We start from the raw sequence: 16,550 nt of genomic DNA, 5'->3' as shown, positions 1-16,550 counted from the left end.
TTATGCCCTGCAAAGCATACATTTTATGATAGAGTACCTTCTCTTTTTTGGCTAGGGGATTTTTTATCACTTTCGAGTATTATTTTACACATACTTTAGTTGGATCTAATATAAAATGAAGTTTTCATCAGTGTGTGGGGGCTGCATGAAAGATTAATAAAAAAGTGACACTCAACGTATCACTTTTTTATTAATCCAATTACAGTCAATCGTAAGCTCTATGAGGAGGGGAGAATGAAGTGAAGCCCTGATAAGTCTAAAAATTGGCAGTGGGGGAACGAAAAGTCCCCCACTAATGGCATTCTCGCATGATTAACTTTGTTTTGCTTTAGAATAGCGTTTTCTAGCGATTTTAGCTGCTTCGACCATTTTTTCCAACGCAGCAATAGTTTCAGGCGCTTTTCTTGTTTTCAGTCCACAGTCTGGATTGATCCAGAATTGTTCAACATCGATCGTTTCTAGGGCGCGGTCTATATTGGTTAACAGTTCTTCCACAGAAGGGACGCGCGGGCTGTGGATATCATATACACCCAAGCCAATTTCTTTATCATAATCATTTTTCTCAAAAGTTTCGACCATTTGACCATGGCTGCGTGATGTTTCGATCGAGATAACATCGGCGTCTAGACCATCAATTGCCTCATAGATAGCACCGAAATCAGAATAGCACATATGGGTATGAATTTGGGTATCGGACTTGACGGTAGATGTAGCAATCTTAAAGGCATTGACTGCTGCTTCAAAATATGCCGGCCATTTCAATTTATCTAGTGGCAACCCTTCACGCAATGCAGGCTCATCTACTTGAATAATACCAACTCCAGCCTTTTCAAGTGCCAGTACTTCTTTTTCTAAGGCAAGGGCAATTTGGTCTTGAACTGTGAAACGTGGTAATTCTTCGTGTACAAACGACCAGTTTAAGATCGTTACAGGACCTGTCAGCATGCCTTTAACAGGACGGTCTGTCAGTGACTGTGCATATTCAATTTCTTTGACGGTAATTGGTTTTTCCCATTCTACGTTACCTGCTAACAATGGCGGCTTCACACAACGGGAACCATAGGATTGTACCCAACCAAACTCTGTTACAGCAAAACCTTTCAGCTTCTCACCGAAGTATTCCACCATATCAGTACGCTCGAATTCACCATGTACTAAGACATCTAAGCCTAAATCTTCTTGGATTTTGATCCATTTCTTGGTTTCTGATTTTACGAAATCTTCGTATTGCTCATTCGTGATTTCGCCTTTACGCCATTTTGTTCTGGTTCCTTTCACCTCTGGCGTTTGTGGCAAGCTTCCGATAGTTGTTGTAGGCAGTAAAGGCAGATTCAATTTCTCATGCTGCAATTTTTTACGCTCGCTAAATGGCAGGCTGCGTTGGGCATTTTTTGTGGCAGCTTCTGGATTTTGATTGCGATAATCAGATTGATCCAAGTTATGGATAGCTTCTTGACTAGCTGTAAAATCCTTTTGAACCGCCTCTTTGCCTTCCTTTAAAGCAGTTGCCAGCGTGCTGATTTCAAACAATTTCTCATCGGCAAAACTCAAGCCTTCTTTTACAACTTGATCTAACTTTTGCTCTAACACTTTCGTAACTGGTACATGTAATAGGGAAGAAGAAGGCTGAACCAAAAGAGTCTCCACATTGGAAGCTTCTTGAATACCTTGTAATAATTGATATTTGTCTTCCAGATTGGCACGCCATACATTGCGTCCATTAATAACACCAGCACCAAGTACTTTATCTGCTGGGAAGCCGTGCTGTTGGATCAAGCTTAGGTTATCCCCATGAACAAAATCTAATCCAATCCCTGCCACAGGCAATGCTACCACGCGCTGATAGTGCTGCACTGTTTCAAAATAAGTTTGGATAATAATCTTGATATCAGGTACTTCTTGTGTCAGTTTTTGATATACTTTTTCGACCAGGCTTAATTGAGCTTCTGATAGATTGGTACCTAGGATTGGCTCATCAATCTGTACCCATTCAGCACCAGCGTCTGCTAATTCTTGCAGTACTTGTTGATAAAGTGGGAGTAACTTCTCTATCCATTGTTCAAAGTCTTTTTCTTGGTAGTTTTTCGATAATTTTACAAAGGTTACTGGTCCGACTAAAACAGGCTTTCCATTAATACCGAGTTCGTCTTTTGCTTCTTGATAATAGGTCAAAGCACGGTTTTCATTTAGTTTTGGAGCAGTTCCTTTCAGTTCCGGTACAATATAATGATAGTTAGTGTTAAACCATTTTGTCATTTCCGCTGCCACGGCATTTGCTTCTCCACGCGCAATCGCAAAATAGGTGGATAACTCAGATGGGTCATGATGTTGGAAACGCTCTGGAATGATATTGAAGGCTACCGCTGTATCTAAGACATGATCATAGAATGAGAAGTCCCCAACTGGAATAAGATCGATTCCTTGGTCTTTTTGTTTTCTCAACCCTTGCAGGCGTAATTGTTTCGTAGTTTTCTTTAAGTCTGCTTCACTGATGCTTCCTTGCCAGAATGCTTCGATGGCCTTTTTCCATTCTCTTAATTCTCCAATACGTGGATACCCTAGGTTACTGCTTAGAATAGTTGTCATGTGAAAAACTCCTTTATAGTTTAGTAATTAATTTCGTTTGTTCATGGACATACTTTGTTAATTCTACTGTTAAGGGGTAATGCATAAATGGTGTAATAATGTAGACGCCGTGGAAATATTGTAAGACCGTGTCGATAAGCTCCTTAGCAATTTGGACACCTTCTTTGAGACTGTCGGTACGGTTGTCATGCTGTTTCATGCGTGATCTTACTTCATCAGACAATTTCATGCCTGGTACTTCATAATGAAGAAACTCGGCATTGCGATGGGAGGTTAATGGCATAATTCCAATGAATATCGGTTTATCAATATGATTGGTTGCCTGATGTAAGGCGATAATTTGTTCATGGTTAAAAATGGGTTGGGTTAAGAAATAATCGGCACCATTGTCGATTTTGCGCTCCATCCGTTTGACGGCCTTATCCAGATTTGCCACGTTTGGATTAAAGGCAGCTGCCACTTGGAAGTTTGTTTTGGTTTTTAAGGAGCTGCCTGAGAAGGATAATCCTTCATTTCCTTGTTTAATCAACCTGGTAAGTTCAGCGGAAGTAACATCAAATACAGAAGATGCCCCTGGAAAACCGCCAATACGTGTTGGATCTCCTGTAATGGCTAAGATTTCATGAAATCCTAGTGTGTGTAATCCCATTAAATGGGACTGCAAACCAATCAAATTACGATCACGGCAGGTTAAATGAATCAGCGGGGTAACTTGACATCCCGCTTCCTTCATTTTCACAGCCATAGCCAAGTTGCTGACACGCGGGGTTGCCAGCGAATTATCGGCCAAGGTAATTGCATCGACACCGGCTTTTTCTAATGCTAATGCGCCTCGGATAAATTCCTCTGTGTCTAAGTGCTTGGGAGCGTCTAATTCCACAATCACAGTATGCTGTTTGGACGCTTTGTCTGCTAAGGTTTCGCGTGTAGCAGGCGGCTCTTCCTGTCTCTCTGTTGTAAATTGGATCACATTCGTTTCTTTCGATGTAATCGGTTCTAGATTGGCAACTCCAGTTTTCAATGCTTGGATATGTTCCGGTGTTGTACCACAGCAGCCTCCGATTAAGCGAACACCTTGGTCACGGAAATCCTTAGCACATTGTTCAAAATAGTTACTAAATTGGTTGTAGACTAGTTTGCCATTTTGATAGGATGGCAGACTTGCATTCGGATAGGCAGCCAGATAAGCCTTTTCCAGCAGTGGCACAGTTTCTAAAGCTTTTATCATAAAGTGTGGTCCAAGATGGCAATTAACACCGACTACATCTGCGCCAATATCCTCTAATGTCTGCAGGGCAGTAGAGAGGGCGGTCCCGTTTTCCATAACGCCCGGTTCATGCATAGATACATTCGCAATAATCGGCAGGTTTGTTTCTTTTCTAGCAATCCTGAGTACTTCTTGAATCTCTTCGAAGTCGTAGTAGGTTTCTAATAATAAGCCATCTACACCTTCTAATAGTAAAGAAAAAAGTTGTTCCTTAAAGCCGCGGATAATATCTTGTTTGGAGGTATCGAGTTTTTGTACCCCTCTGATTCCGCCCATAGTGCCGAATACAAAAGCCCTACTGCCAGCTGCTTGTTTGGCTAATTGTACGGCCTTCGTATTTAATTCATGTACATCATTTTCTAATCCATACCGCGACAATTTAATATAATTAGCCCCGTATGTATTGGTTTGGATTAACTCTGCCCCAGCTTCAATATAGGTTTGATGTACATGCAAGATTTGCTCTGGGTGTGTTGTGTTGTAGGACTCAAAGCAGCGATCACCGCCATGTGCATAGAGTAAGGTACCCATAGCACCATCAGCTACCAAAATTTGGTCTTTCAGTTTCTCAAGAATTGACGTCACTTTCTTTTTCACCTCTTTTCTGGAAAAATAAAAAAATCTCCGTCTGCTTAAAAGACGGAGATTGGAATTCACACATAAGTTCTCATCTTTCAAGCGAATGCTTGCTGGAAGTAGCACCTTGTCTATCATAAGACGGTTGCTGAGGTATCGACGGGCCAGTCCCTCCACCTCTCTGGATAAGAAAGATATTTAGTTTTATAACATTTGTAAGTATGTTACATTAAATCCAAGAACAATGCAAGGTTTTTTTGAAAAAATTGTTCAAAAGTGTAAAAGGTTACTAGAATAACAGGCACTTAGAAACCTATAACTAATGGAGAACAAACGCCTGTCAGCACTTAAAGGATAATGTATCTGACTTGCAGCAAATCTTGCTGGGAATAATTAAGGTTTAGTAATAGGTATACGTATTTCAAAATGAGGATCGTTCGGATTGGATGTACGATGATGGATGTCATGTTTAATCGGCAGTTCATCAAAGTAAGTTATACCTTCTTCTCGTAAGGGGATATACTCACTTTCTTTGAACCATTCCATAATTTGCTGATAAGTTGCTTCCACACTCCCTCCTTGATGGCTGGTAACGAAGTAAGTCATTTCCGGTACATGGATATCCACCATGCCTTCAAGTAACGGTTGACTCTTTTGTACTTCATAGACGGAATAATAAGTGAAACCATCTGGGCGGAGGTGATAAGACAATCCTAGTCTTACCTCTTTATTCACAACATATTGCAATTCGTCAACTCTAGTTATGGACGTGTGGATCAAATCTGCTATCGCTTCAATGTGTTGAAAGGATATATCACCCCTTAGTCCCATAGCTCGATAAGCAGGGATTTGCTTGATTTCATACTTTAAGTGAGTCATAGGCAACTCCTCCTTCATATATTTGCTGTACAGTATAACATAAGAAAAGGGAGGTTTGCAGGAAGAACAGAGGAAGGTTTTTTATGCTATACCATATTACCTAAACGAAGTGAACGAATACCTTGACAAGTACTTGAAATGTAACATAAAATGGTGGTAATTGAAAATCGTTATCAATAAGAAGGGGTGTTCCTTATTAACTTAAAACAAATAATTAAAGAACGTCGCTCGATATCTGCTTATCAAGATAAAGAAGTATCAGCAGATTTAGTGGCAGATTTATTAGAGACGGCCATTTGGGTGCCCAATCATAAACTAACTGAACCATGGCGATTTGTCTTTGTACAGGGAGAAGCCAAACAAAAGCTGGCAGAAATTAACCGTGAAGTCGCTCTTTCCAAGACCAAGACAGACAATGAACAAGATCGGCAGACCATCAGCGATAATGCCTATGAAAAGATTAATCAGGTACCTTTCCTCTTTTTTGTAATTAACACATTGCATCCAAATGAACAATTAAGAGAAGAGGATTATGCATCTTCCAGCTGCTTAATACAGAATTTTAGTTTGTTAGCTTGGGAGCAAGGATTAAGTACCTTCTGGAAATCTGGTAAACTAGCTATGTGTGAAGAAACGGCTGCCTTAATCGGTCTGAAAGAAAATGAAAGAGTGGTTGGCCAGATTCAAGTAGGTTATCCTGCTAAATCACCAACACCAGCTCCAAGACATCCGGCCAAAGATAGAATAACAGTGATGGAATAAAGCATCGGCTAGCCGGTGTTTTTTCTGTTATCGAGCAGCTTCAAAGAATTTTATGTGGAACTATTAGACACCTATTCTCGGTAAGTCATGCTCATGTTTTGTATCAAATAGAAGACAGGCGTAAGACATGGAATAGGTCTTAACCAGTATAAAAAGCAAAAAAGTACCGATAGCAGATTGCTACCGGCAAAAAGGGATATATCGTTTTGCGAGAAAAAACATGAAGCATAACTCCATGGAACACTTTAACTATAACAAAGAAATGAAAAGGGAATATAAATAAGAGGTTAACGTTTTGTAAAATAACTTAAAAACTATTGATCACGGTGAATCGTCTATTAAGACTGAGCACTTAAACGCCCAATAGAATGGGGAAAATAAGGGCGAAGCAACACTAAAAACTTTGATGCATTCAATTTATCTAGTACCTTAACTAAATACCAAAAATAACATAAAAAGAAAAAAATATTACGGATAAATGTATAAAATTCTTAAATGTTGCCCAATAATGACAAGTGTGACAGGCTATTGTAACATCGTAATGTTTGTTACACACTTTTAACACTTGTGTAACCACAAGGATTTTTTTATGTGTTATATTTGGCCTTGTCAACATGAAAGGAGGCAACATTGATGAAAAAAGTTTTAATATCAATGGGCGTTGTAGCGACTAGTTTTTGTATTGCATTACCAATTTCTGCAGCACAGCATGAGGTGAAACTAGGAGACACCTTATGGTCTATCGCTAGCGAACATAACACATCAGTTGCAGACATAAAGGAGCTTAACCAGCTAGATACACACATCATTCAACCAAATCAGATTTTACAGATAGATAAAGAAGTAGTACATGTGGTGAAGAAAGGTGAAACGTTAAGTGAGATTGCCAAAGAATATGGCGTATCTGTTAAACAACTTAAGAAATGGAATGAACTTAAATCAGATATTATTCTTATTGGCGATAAATTAACAATCGAGGAACCAAACAAGAAGGAAGCTGTTTCCACTCAACCTCAAGAACAGCCTGTTGAAGAGAAACAACAGGAGGAACCTCAGCAACCTGAACCTGTAGAGGAACCACAAGAAAAACCTCAACCAGAACCAGTTGAACAACCAAAACAAGAACAGCCTAAAGAAGAAGCTCCTGTTCAAGAGCAAAGTGCTCCAGCTCAAGGGCCGGCTGCAGAAACATCTTCTTCTGATCAAAGCGGAGAAACTATTTCTGTTTCCGCGACTGCCTATACAGCAGATTGTGAAGGATGTACAGGTGTTACAGCTACAGGTATTGACTTGAAATCTGATCGAGATAAGAAAGTCATTGCTGTAGACCCTAGTGTTATTCCATTAGGAAGCAAAGTCTATGTAGAAGGTTACGGAGAAGCTATTGCAGGTGATACTGGCGGTGCTATCAAAGGGAACAAGATCGATGTTCACGTACCTACTAAAGATGAAGCATTTGGCTGGGGAGTTCGCTCAGTAGATGTTACTATCTTAGACTAATAATCACATACTATTTATTTCATAACTCTCTCACATCTAACAGTGGGAGAGTTTTTTCTTGGCGTTAAGCCAAGTTTTTCTAGAGTGGAAAAGTGGCATTGTTAGCAGCAAAATGGGCTTGTGAAAAAAGAGTTATATCAAAGTCTAAAAAAATAGTTAAATTAAGTTGCTATTTTTGCGAATATATTTTACAATTTTAACAACGTTGTTATTAAAGCGATTACATTTTTAGAGAGGTGTAGGGAATAGTGAAGAAAAAATATGTACTTATTGGTACAGGTGGTCGTGCAGAGTTTTTCTATGGATCTATGGTAAGAGATTTTCAGGATACTTGTGAGCTTGTGGCATTTTGTGATGTGAACCAGACACGCTTGGATTATGCGAACAAATTGTTAGAGGAATCGTATGGTGTCCCTGCGATTCGCACATACCTGGCTAGCCAGTTTGACGAAATGATCAAGGCAGAACAACCAGACTTTGTTATCGTTACTTCTGTCGATCGAACCCATCACCGTTATATTATCCGGGCCATGGAACTGGGTTGTGATGTAATTACAGAGAAGCCGATGACGGTGGATGCAGAGAAGACTCAAGCCATTATTGATGCTGTAGAACGTACAGGTCAGCAAGTGCGGGTAACGTTTAATTATCGTTATGCCCCACACAATACAAAAATTCGTGAATTGATTCGTGATGGTGTGATTGGGCAGGTTAATTCTGTTCATTTTGAGTGGGCATTGGATACACAGCATGGGGCAGATTATTTCCGTAGATGGCATCGAGATAAGCGCAACAGTGGTGGTTTACTTGTACATAAATCAACCCACCACTTTGATTTAGTGAACTTTTGGTTAGGTACAGAGCCTGATACTGTATATGCAACTGGTGGTCTTCGTTTTTATGGAAAAGAGAATGCCGAAGAGCGAGGTGTTACTTCCTTTTACGAAAGGGCTTATGGAAGCGAGCTTGCCAAGGATGACCCTTTTGCCATTGATATGGAAAGCAATCCACATCTAAAAGGGATGTATCTAGACGCAGAGCATGAAGACGGCTATCACCGTGATCAAAGTGTTTTTGGTGATGGTATTAATATTGAAGACACTCTAGGTGTCAATGTCACCTATAAAAATAAGGCAATCTTGACTTATTCCTTAAATGCCTATCTTCCCTGGGAAGGATTCCAAATCGCCTTTAATGGCACAAAAGGCCGGATAGAAGTATCAGTTCGCGAGCAATCCTATATTAATTCTGGCGGGAAAAAGAGTGACGAAGGCAAGTTGGAACAGAAATCACTTCGTGTGATCCCGATGTTTGGTGAATCATATGAAGTAGAAGTCGAAGAGAAAGAAGGCGGCCATGGCGGTGGTGACCCAGAATTACTGAATGACTTATTTGGTGAACCAAAAGAAGATACGTTTCATCGGGCAGCTTCCCATATTGATGGTGCTGTCTCGATCTTAACCGGAATAGCAGGCAACCAATCCCTAGCAACAGGGCAAGCTGTTAAGGTAGATAGTTTAGTAGATTTAAAGCGTTAAATAGGAAAAAACTGGATCTGGTTGCAGGTCCAGTTTTTCTAGTTGGTTTAGATTAGCAGCTTGTGAGTCTATGAAGCGTTGGTGGTTTTAGCCTCTTAAAGAGGGGGCAAATTGCAAGACCAAATTGTGTGGACACAGGGAACAAGGAATATGCTCCTCAGTCTTTATGGACAGAAACACGAGAAAGCAAGTTCTTCAGTCCATAAAAACAAATCTAACAGATATCAAATGGATCAATTCTAAGTCTGTAGAAAATCATTATCTTCTGTTTATTAGATAAAAGGGAACTATCAGATCATAAATTGAGAATAAGGATAGTAATTTGACAATAACTAATAACATTAGTTAAAATACTAATATGATTAGTTAAAGGAGTGTTAAAGATGAAAATAAGTAAATATAAGAATCTTTATCAAATCACTTATTTACCTACGATGTTCCCGATTAACTGTTTTGTCATAGAGCAGGAACAAAAACTGTTGGTTATTGATATGGGTGTCCGCCCATTTGCAGATCAGGTGAAAAAGATCAGTGAACAAACAGGAAAAAAGGTAAGTCATTTGTTGTTAACACATGCCCATGCAGATCATGTAAATGGTGTCCCGCATTTCCGGCAGCTGTTTCCGGATGTCTCCATTGGTATTTCCAAACGTGATTCTCTTTTGTTAACAGGTGACTTTGAATTAAAAAAGGGTGAAAGTCAAAAGAAAATAAAGGGCGGTTTCCCAAACACACAAATCCCGTTTGATTTTACCATGGAAGATAAGGAGCAAATCGAAGGGATAAGTGTGGTCGAAAGCCCTGGTCATACACCTGGTTCGATATCATTTTATGAGCCCAACCATCAGCTATTAATCGTGGGCGATGCCTTTCAAATCCGCGGTGGTTTAGCTGTTTCCGGTACATTAAACCTTCTGTTCCCATTTCCGAAATTTGCAACTTGGGATGAAGACAAGGCACTGAATAGTGCCAAACGATTAACAGCGTTTCAACCCAAGTTATTGGCAGTGGGGCATGGAAATATGCGACAGGAGCCGCAACAAGCCATGCAACAGGCGATTCAAAAAGCAGAAAGCAGGAAATCATCATGAAAGCGAAAATAACTAGACAAGCTATTATCGACGTGACAAAGGAGATCCTTGATACGCAAGGTATCGAGGCGGTTACGATCAAAGCTGTTTCCGCTAATCTAGGAATTAAGCCTCCTTCTCTTTATAACCATGTCAAGAATTTGGAGGATTTATTAGATTGGATGGCTTACGAGAGTATCAGGAACCTTTATCAACATTTATTATTAGCTACAGTCGGTTTGGAGAAAAAGGAGGCCTTGATGGCAATAGCAAAGGAGTATCGGGAGTTTGCCAAACAGTTTCCCGGTCAATATGAGCTGACACAGAGGATTTCTTTTTGGAAGAGCAGTCAAACAAAAGAAATATCCTATCAAACGGTTCACTTGCTGGAGAAGATAGTGGAACGGTTTAACTTGTCAAAGGATGAAAGAATCTATTTTATTCGGACTCTAAGAAGTTATCTGCATGGCTTTACCCTATTAGAAGTGCAACATTCCTTTGGATTGGAACAAGATATCGAGACCAGCTTTTTATTTGGGATCGAGCTATTGCTGAATCAATTAAAAGCATAAAAAAAGGTTATGATTCTATCTGCCATCACAACCTTTTTGCCGCTATTTTTTCTATTGATCTTGCTCCATTTCAATGATGTCATTATTTATGGAATGGCTCTCTCTTGAGAAACCGAGCATGCTGAAGCCAGTGATTAATAGAAGAAATACAAAGATTAATAATTTTCTCATTGATTTTCCTCCCATTTGTCAATCCAAAATATATTGTATATGATAATTTAGAGAAAAACTATATAAATTTTGTGTAAATTGCAAAAAAATGTAGAATAGGGGTCGAAATATGCAAAATATCCTGAAAGAAGCAGAGGTTATCAACATGGAGCGAATTGGAGAAGGGGCAAGGGTCTGTCTGGATTTTGTGGATCGCCTCACTCCAACTGAGGGAGTGTTGATCGGCAATACAGGACATGGCTATATGGTAGTGTTGGCAGAGAATCGAACAACAGATACCTATCCAGCAAGACCGTTCCGAGTCAATTGTGGAGCTATTCACCATTATCTAGTAAAAGATGGACAACAAACAAACTATTTAGCAGAAGTAAAGCCAGGAGATACTATTCATGTTATCAATCACAAGGGTGAAACACGCACAATAGCAGTTGGTCGTGTAAAAATCGAAAAACGCCCCTTTATCCGAATAGTTGCCAAAGTTGATGAGACGGAGATTTCGGCGACATTGCAGGATGCAGACAGTGTCCATCTTTTAGCTCCAGATGATCAGGAAAAACAGGTGAGTTCGTTAAAAGAAGGGGATCTTATCATGGTGAGGATTGACCAGCCTGGCAGACATCTGGGAGAAAAAATAGAAGAAGAGATCACAGAACTGTAATGCTCTAGACAGAAGAAAACGTTTTATGTTATCCTAAATATGTCAATCGAAAATTGAATAATCAACACTAGGGGAGCCTTTGGCTGAGACGATAATTTCGGACCCTTTGAACCTGATCTGGTTAGCACTAGCGTAGGGAAGTGGCAGGAAAATGATACTATATATAAGTTTATATATCATGATGGCCGCTTATCCTTATTGGGTAAGCGGTTTTTCATTCTTCCTTCCAACCAGGAGAAAGGAGCATGCAGATGGGGAAATCATTACACCTGATTAGTGATGGCTGTTTCTCTAGAAGGCATTTACAAATACTACAGCAGATTCACCATGAGATTGATTATGTTCATATACGAGAAAAGGCGAAGACAGCGCAAGAGTTGCTAGCCATTTTGTCAGAATTAGAAAAAATTAAACTCCCAATGAAGAAAGTTATCCTCAATGACCGTGTCGATGTAGCTGTGGTTAAACAGTGTGGAGGAGTCCAGTTAGCCTATCATAGTCTCCCGGTAAAGGCTGTAAGGAACACCTTTCCGACATTAAAGATAGGAAGGTCTGTCCATTCCTTAGCAGAAGCACGGCAAGCGCAGCAAGACCAAGCTGACTTTTTACTGTATGGGCATATTTATCCCAGTCAGTCCAAGCCGAATCAGCAGCCAAAGGGTGTAAGCGACTTGAAGGCAGTGACAGCTAGTCTCTCGATTCCAGTCTATGCAATTGGAGGAATAACTCCCCAACTTGCCAAACAGGTGATCATGGCAGGTGCAGAAGGAATAGCGGTGATTTCAGGTATTTGGCAGGCGAGCGATCCGAAGCAAGTAGTTAAGGCTTACCGAATGGTGTTGAATAAATAGGAGGTTGCAGGTGAACAAAAGATTCGATCAAATTATTGTTGGCGGTGGAGTTATTGGTTGTTCGATTGCCTATCAATTAGCCAAAAGGGGTTACCAAGTACTGGTAGTAGAGGCGAATCAAATTGGCAGTGAGGCCTCAAGTGCAGCGGCCGGGATGTTAGGTGCTCAAGCCGAATTTACAGAGGATAGCCCTCTGTTTCGCTTAGCACAAGAAAGCAGAGCTTTATTTCAAAACTTGTCTGAGGAATTGCAGGCAGAGGCAGGTATTGATATTCAGTATATCCATAAAGGGATGTTAAAGCTGGCCTATGATCAGCAGCAATATCAGCAATTGGAACTAATGGCAATGTTTCAGCAGGCAATGGCAAATCCAGCGTATTTATTGTCAGCAGAAGAAGCGAGAAAAAAGGAGCCAGGTTTATCAAAGGATGTGATTGCTGCTCTGTTTCTGCCAGACGATGGTCAGGTTTCAGCTCGTCATATTACTAAGGCCTTTTCCTTGGCTGCGATTCATCGTGGAGCTGTATTACATGAACAGGAAAGAGTGAACAATTTGCTGGTCGAAAGGAAGACAGTCCGCGGTGTTCAAACAGCGCAAGCGGTCTATTATGCCGATCAAGTAATTATAACAACAGGTGCCTTTGGCGATGAACTGTTAGCTCCCCATTATACGACACGGCCGGTTAAGGGAGAGTGTCTGGCTTTGGAATTGGAGCAGCCGTTGTTTCAATCAACTATTTCAATGGCTGGCTGTTATCTTGTGCCCAAACATGGGCGGAAGGTAATTGTCGGGGCAACGTCGATACCAGGGCAGACCAATAAGCGTGTTAGTGCAGCTGGGATCCATCATTTGTTGACACATGCCCAACAAATGATGCCGCAATTGTCTGCTGCTAAGCTGGACTGTTATTGGGCAGGTGTCCGGCCGGCTACTGATGACGGCAACCCGTATCTAGGGCAGGTACCAGGTGTTTCAGGGTTATACACCGCCAAAGGTCATTATCGCAATGGGATATTGTTATCACCAATTACGGGGCACTATATGGCAGATATTATCGAAAATAAGCCTGTAGATCCGCTGTATGAAGAGAATTTTAAGTTGGATCGACAAGTGAGTCATAAACTGGAAAAGGCAGGTGAATGGCGATGAAGATAATCGTAAACGGAGATGGATTAGCAGTAAGTGAAGATATCAAGCATATCAAGGATTTACTCGATTATTTAGGCGTGGCAGATAAACCGCTGATTGTCGAACATAATCAACAAATATTACAAAAAGAAGCACATGAACAATCCGTATTAACAGAAGGAGACAAGATTGAGATTGTTCATTTTGTTGGAGGAGGTTAAACATATGCTTAAAGTTGGCAGTTATCAATTCAGTTCTCGTTTATTTTTGGGAACGGGTAAATATCCCGATTTTGATATACAGAAGCAAGCGGTAGAGAAATCGGGAACAGAGGTACTTACCTTTGCTGTGAGGAGGATGAATATTTATGATCCAACCCTGCCTAATTTTTTAGAAAAAATTGATGGAAATAAATATGCATTTCTGCCAAATACGGCGGGTGCGAAAGATGCCAAAGAGGCAGTAAGAATTGCTAAATTAGCAGCTGCTTCAGGCCGATGTGATATGATCAAAGTAGAGGTGATCGGCTGTAACAAGACACTGCTGCCTGATCCTATCGAAACATTAAAGGCAACGAAAGAGCTAGTAGCAGAGGGATTTACTGTTCTTCCTTATACATCAGATGATATCGTACTGGCAAGAAAACTAGAGGAAGCAGGTGCTCATGCGATTATGCCTGGTGCCTCTCCAATCGGCAGCGGACAGGGAATTATTAATCCGCTGCATCTCTCTTTTATTATCGAACAGGCGAATGTACCGGTTATCGTAGACGCTGGTGTTGGTTCACCGGCTGATGCGGCCTATGCTATGGAGCTGGGAGCAGATGGAGTTCTGCTAAATACAGCCGTTTCAAGTGCAAAAAAACCAGTGCAAATGGCAGAAGCAATGAAATATGCAGTTCAAGCAGGACGGCTTGGATATAAGGCCGGCAGAATAGACAAGAAGAGATATGCAACAGCAAGCAGTCCGGAAGAAGGGATCAGTATTGGCAGCTAATCGTTACCATCGTCAAGTGTTGTTCGCACCAATTGGAGAAGCGGGACAAGAAAAGTTAAGCCAGAGTCATGTATTGATTGTGGGAGTAGGTGCATTAGGCTCAAGCAGTGCCGAAGCGTTAGCTCGTGCCGGTGTTGGTAAGTTAACATTGATAGACCGTGATTATGTGGAAGAGAGCAATTTACAACGACAGCAGTTATTTAGTGAGCTGGATATGAAAAATAAGCTGCCAAAGGCTGTTGCGGCCAAACAGCGACTTGCTGCAGTGAATAGCTTGATTGAGATTGAGGCCATTGTAGGGGACGCTGAGGCAGATAACTTAAGTCAGCTTGTATCGCAAGTAGATTTGATTATCGATGCCACCGATAACTTTGAAACAAGGCTTTTGTTGAATGACCTTGCACAAAAATATCGCAAACCATGGATTTATGGAGCATGTGTAGCCAGTTATGGGATCACCTTTACCGTGATCCCTGACCAAACTCCGTGTTTACAATGTTTACAGGACTACATCCCCCAGCAGGGTGCCACATGTGACAGTGTTGGTGTGATTCAGCCCGTGGTACAGAAAGTCACCTCCCATCAAGTAACAGAAGCATTGAAATTGTTAACTGGTAATGAGGCGAATCTGTCAGGCAAGCTGACCGCCTTTGATCTATGGAAAAATCAGCATACGGAGGTCGATGTCGCAACCTTGCGAAACCCGGATTGTCCATCATGTTCCGAAGCGAGAAGCTACCCCAATTTGGCTTATGATGCTCGGATGAAAACAACCGTGTTATGCGGCAGGGATACCGTTCAGCTTCGTCCTCAGAGCAAGCAGGTTGAATTGGCGGAAGTTGCCCGAGAACTGCAGAAGAATAAGCAGATACAGCTAGTTCGGAATCCGTACCTGCTCTCCTTTGAAGTGGATTCCTTTCGGATTGTTCTTTTTCAAGATGGGAGAGCCTTGATCCATGGAACAATGGATCAAATGGAGGCAAAAAATATCTACTATCGTTATCTCAGCTGACGCCTTCCCGATGGCAGGCAAACGTCGCGACGACAATCGCCACGCTTGCACTAGTACGTCCTGTACGTCGAAAAATCGAAGGATTAGGCAGGAGTGAATTTTCGCATACTTAATTCAGTCAAAATAATAATAAGACAGGGGCGATAAGAAAGCATAGGTTTACGGAATGATAGCAAGATGTATGTGTTTGTTTATGTGTGCAAAAGTTGAGTAAATAATAAAACTTCTGATTATGGTTATCAATCATGAAAGGAGCGCAAACATTGATACAAGGTATTAATCATCTTACTTTTTCTGTCTCGAATCTTGAGACATCGATTGCCTTTTATCAACAAGCATTAGACGCAACTCTGCTGGTAAAGGGAAGAAACATGGCGTATTTAGATTTGGCTGGTCTTTGGCTAGCTCTAAATGAGGAAAAAAATATACCTAGACAGCAGAATCCGGCCACTTATACACATATTGCATTTACTGTTAGCGAAGCTGAAATAGCTAACTACCGAAAGAAATTTCAACAACTGAATGTGCATGTGTTAAAAGGAAGGACGCGTGATCCAAGAGATAAACAATCGATCTATTTTACGGATCCAGATGGTCATCTTTTAGAATTGCATACAGGTACATTAAAGGATCGAATTGATTACTACAAACAGGAGAAGCAGCATATGGAATTTTTTAATTGTGCTGATCCTCAGTAACTCCCGCCGATCATAGTCTTGCTTTAGCTGGAGTTTTCTGAAAATTAAATAAAATAGTTGACAAATAAAAAAAAGTAGTGCATAGTATAAATACAAAATATTCTGGCGTGGATGAAGAGTAGTAACTTAATCTTTCATACAACAAGAGAGCTGATGGCCGGTGTGAATCAGTGTATGAGATAAGTGAATGGACTTCTGAGCCTCCAAACCGAACGATAGACTAGTAGGCTTTGGCGAGAATCCCACTCGTTACAATTGGGCACATGCTGATATGGCATGATGAGT

Annotated in this window: 15 protein-coding genes, 2 riboswitches and 1 other annotated feature (1 of these 18 running past the window's edge); of the genes, 12 read left to right on the top strand and 3 right to left on the bottom strand. The window is 40.8% G+C overall.

Annotated features, from left to right (window positions below):
- Positions 1–312: 312 nt before the first annotated feature.
- The 3 genes from metE to JOD18_RS20700 all read right to left on the bottom strand — a co-directional run bounded on the left by metE (position 313) and on the right by JOD18_RS20700 (position 5,308).
- Complete coding sequence (metE, locus tag JOD18_RS20710; protein ID WP_204671046.1) at positions 313–2,586, bottom strand: 5-methyltetrahydropteroyltriglutamate--homocysteine S-methyltransferase; 2,274 nt, start codon at positions 2,584–2,586, stop codon at positions 313–315.
- 13 nt (positions 2,587–2,599) lie between these two features.
- On the bottom strand, positions 2,600–4,438 hold the full coding sequence (locus tag JOD18_RS20705; RefSeq protein WP_204671044.1) for a bifunctional homocysteine S-methyltransferase/methylenetetrahydrofolate reductase: 1,839 nt from the start codon (positions 4,436–4,438) through the stop codon (positions 2,600–2,602).
- A gap of 79 nt (positions 4,439–4,517) precedes the next feature.
- Positions 4,518–4,621, bottom strand: a riboswitch (SAM riboswitch).
- 201 nt (positions 4,622–4,822) lie between these two features.
- Positions 4,823–5,308 carry a GyrI-like domain-containing protein gene (locus tag JOD18_RS20700; protein WP_204671042.1) on the bottom strand — a complete coding sequence of 162 codons (486 nt, stop codon included), beginning with the start codon at positions 5,306–5,308 and terminating at the stop codon, positions 4,823–4,825.
- A 186-nt stretch (positions 5,309–5,494) separates the two neighbouring features.
- On the opposite strand from JOD18_RS20700, the gene JOD18_RS20695 reads away from it, so the two are divergent.
- The 12 genes from JOD18_RS20695 (at position 5,495) to fosB (ending at position 16,265) form a co-directional block, all read left to right on the top strand.
- On the top strand, positions 5,495–6,070 hold the full coding sequence (locus JOD18_RS20695; RefSeq protein WP_204671040.1) for a nitroreductase family protein: 576 nt from the start codon (positions 5,495–5,497) through the stop codon (positions 6,068–6,070).
- 633 nt (positions 6,071–6,703) lie between these two features.
- Positions 6,704–7,570, top strand: a complete 867-nt coding sequence (locus JOD18_RS20690; protein ID WP_204671038.1) for a LysM peptidoglycan-binding domain-containing protein — start codon at positions 6,704–6,706, stop codon at positions 7,568–7,570.
- A 248-nt stretch (positions 7,571–7,818) separates the two neighbouring features.
- Positions 7,819–9,108 carry a Gfo/Idh/MocA family oxidoreductase gene (locus JOD18_RS20685; protein ID WP_204671036.1) on the top strand — a complete coding sequence of 430 codons (1,290 nt, stop codon included), beginning with the start codon at positions 7,819–7,821 and terminating at the stop codon, positions 9,106–9,108.
- Positions 9,109–9,491: 383 nt separating this feature from the next.
- A complete protein-coding gene (locus JOD18_RS20680; RefSeq protein ID WP_204671034.1) occupies positions 9,492–10,199 on the top strand; it encodes an MBL fold metallo-hydrolase in 708 nt (235 codons plus the stop codon).
- Positions 10,196–10,750 carry a TetR/AcrR family transcriptional regulator gene (locus tag JOD18_RS20675; protein WP_204671032.1) on the top strand — a complete coding sequence of 185 codons (555 nt, stop codon included), beginning with the start codon at positions 10,196–10,198 and terminating at the stop codon, positions 10,748–10,750. The genes JOD18_RS20680 and JOD18_RS20675 overlap by 4 nt, the downstream gene beginning before the upstream one ends.
- Before the next feature lie 280 nt (positions 10,751–11,030).
- Entirely contained in the window at positions 11,031–11,579 is a 549-nt protein-coding gene (locus tag JOD18_RS20670; RefSeq protein WP_204671030.1) for a 3-dehydroquinate synthase II domain-containing protein, read from the top strand.
- 59 nt (positions 11,580–11,638) lie between these two features.
- Positions 11,639–11,735: riboswitch (TPP riboswitch) on the top strand.
- A 95-nt stretch (positions 11,736–11,830) separates the two neighbouring features.
- A complete protein-coding gene (locus tag JOD18_RS20665; protein ID WP_204671029.1) occupies positions 11,831–12,430 on the top strand; it encodes a thiamine phosphate synthase in 600 nt (199 codons plus the stop codon).
- Positions 12,431–12,440: 10 nt separating this feature from the next.
- Positions 12,441–13,580 carry a glycine oxidase ThiO gene (gene thiO, locus JOD18_RS20660; protein WP_204671028.1) on the top strand — a complete coding sequence of 380 codons (1,140 nt, stop codon included), beginning with the start codon at positions 12,441–12,443 and terminating at the stop codon, positions 13,578–13,580.
- Positions 13,577–13,780, top strand: a complete 204-nt coding sequence (thiS, locus tag JOD18_RS20655; protein WP_204671027.1) for a sulfur carrier protein ThiS — start codon at positions 13,577–13,579, stop codon at positions 13,778–13,780. The genes thiO and thiS overlap by 4 nt, the downstream gene beginning before the upstream one ends.
- 4 nt (positions 13,781–13,784) lie before the next feature.
- Complete coding sequence (locus tag JOD18_RS20650) at positions 13,785–14,555, top strand: thiazole synthase (protein ID WP_204671026.1); 771 nt, start codon at positions 13,785–13,787, stop codon at positions 14,553–14,555.
- Positions 14,545–15,567 (top strand): ThiF family adenylyltransferase, encoded by a 1,023-nt coding sequence (locus tag JOD18_RS20645; RefSeq protein WP_420827816.1) that lies wholly within the window; start codon positions 14,545–14,547, stop codon positions 15,565–15,567. The genes JOD18_RS20650 and JOD18_RS20645 overlap by 11 nt, the downstream gene beginning before the upstream one ends.
- Before the next feature lie 263 nt (positions 15,568–15,830).
- Positions 15,831–16,265, top strand: coding sequence for a metallothiol transferase FosB (gene fosB, locus JOD18_RS20640; protein WP_239588272.1), 435 nt, complete (start codon positions 15,831–15,833; stop codon positions 16,263–16,265).
- Positions 16,266–16,364: 99 nt separating this feature from the next.
- Positions 16,365–16,550: a binding site (T-box leader), on the top strand (it continues 53 nt past the right edge of the window).

Source organism: Gracilibacillus alcaliphilus, assembly GCF_016909015.1.
GTDB classification, from domain to species: Bacteria; Bacillota; Bacilli; order Bacillales; family Amphibacillaceae; genus Gracilibacillus; species Gracilibacillus alcaliphilus.
The sequence above is the reverse complement of the archived record's forward strand: the minus strand, read 5'-3'. Positions and strand labels throughout refer to the sequence as shown.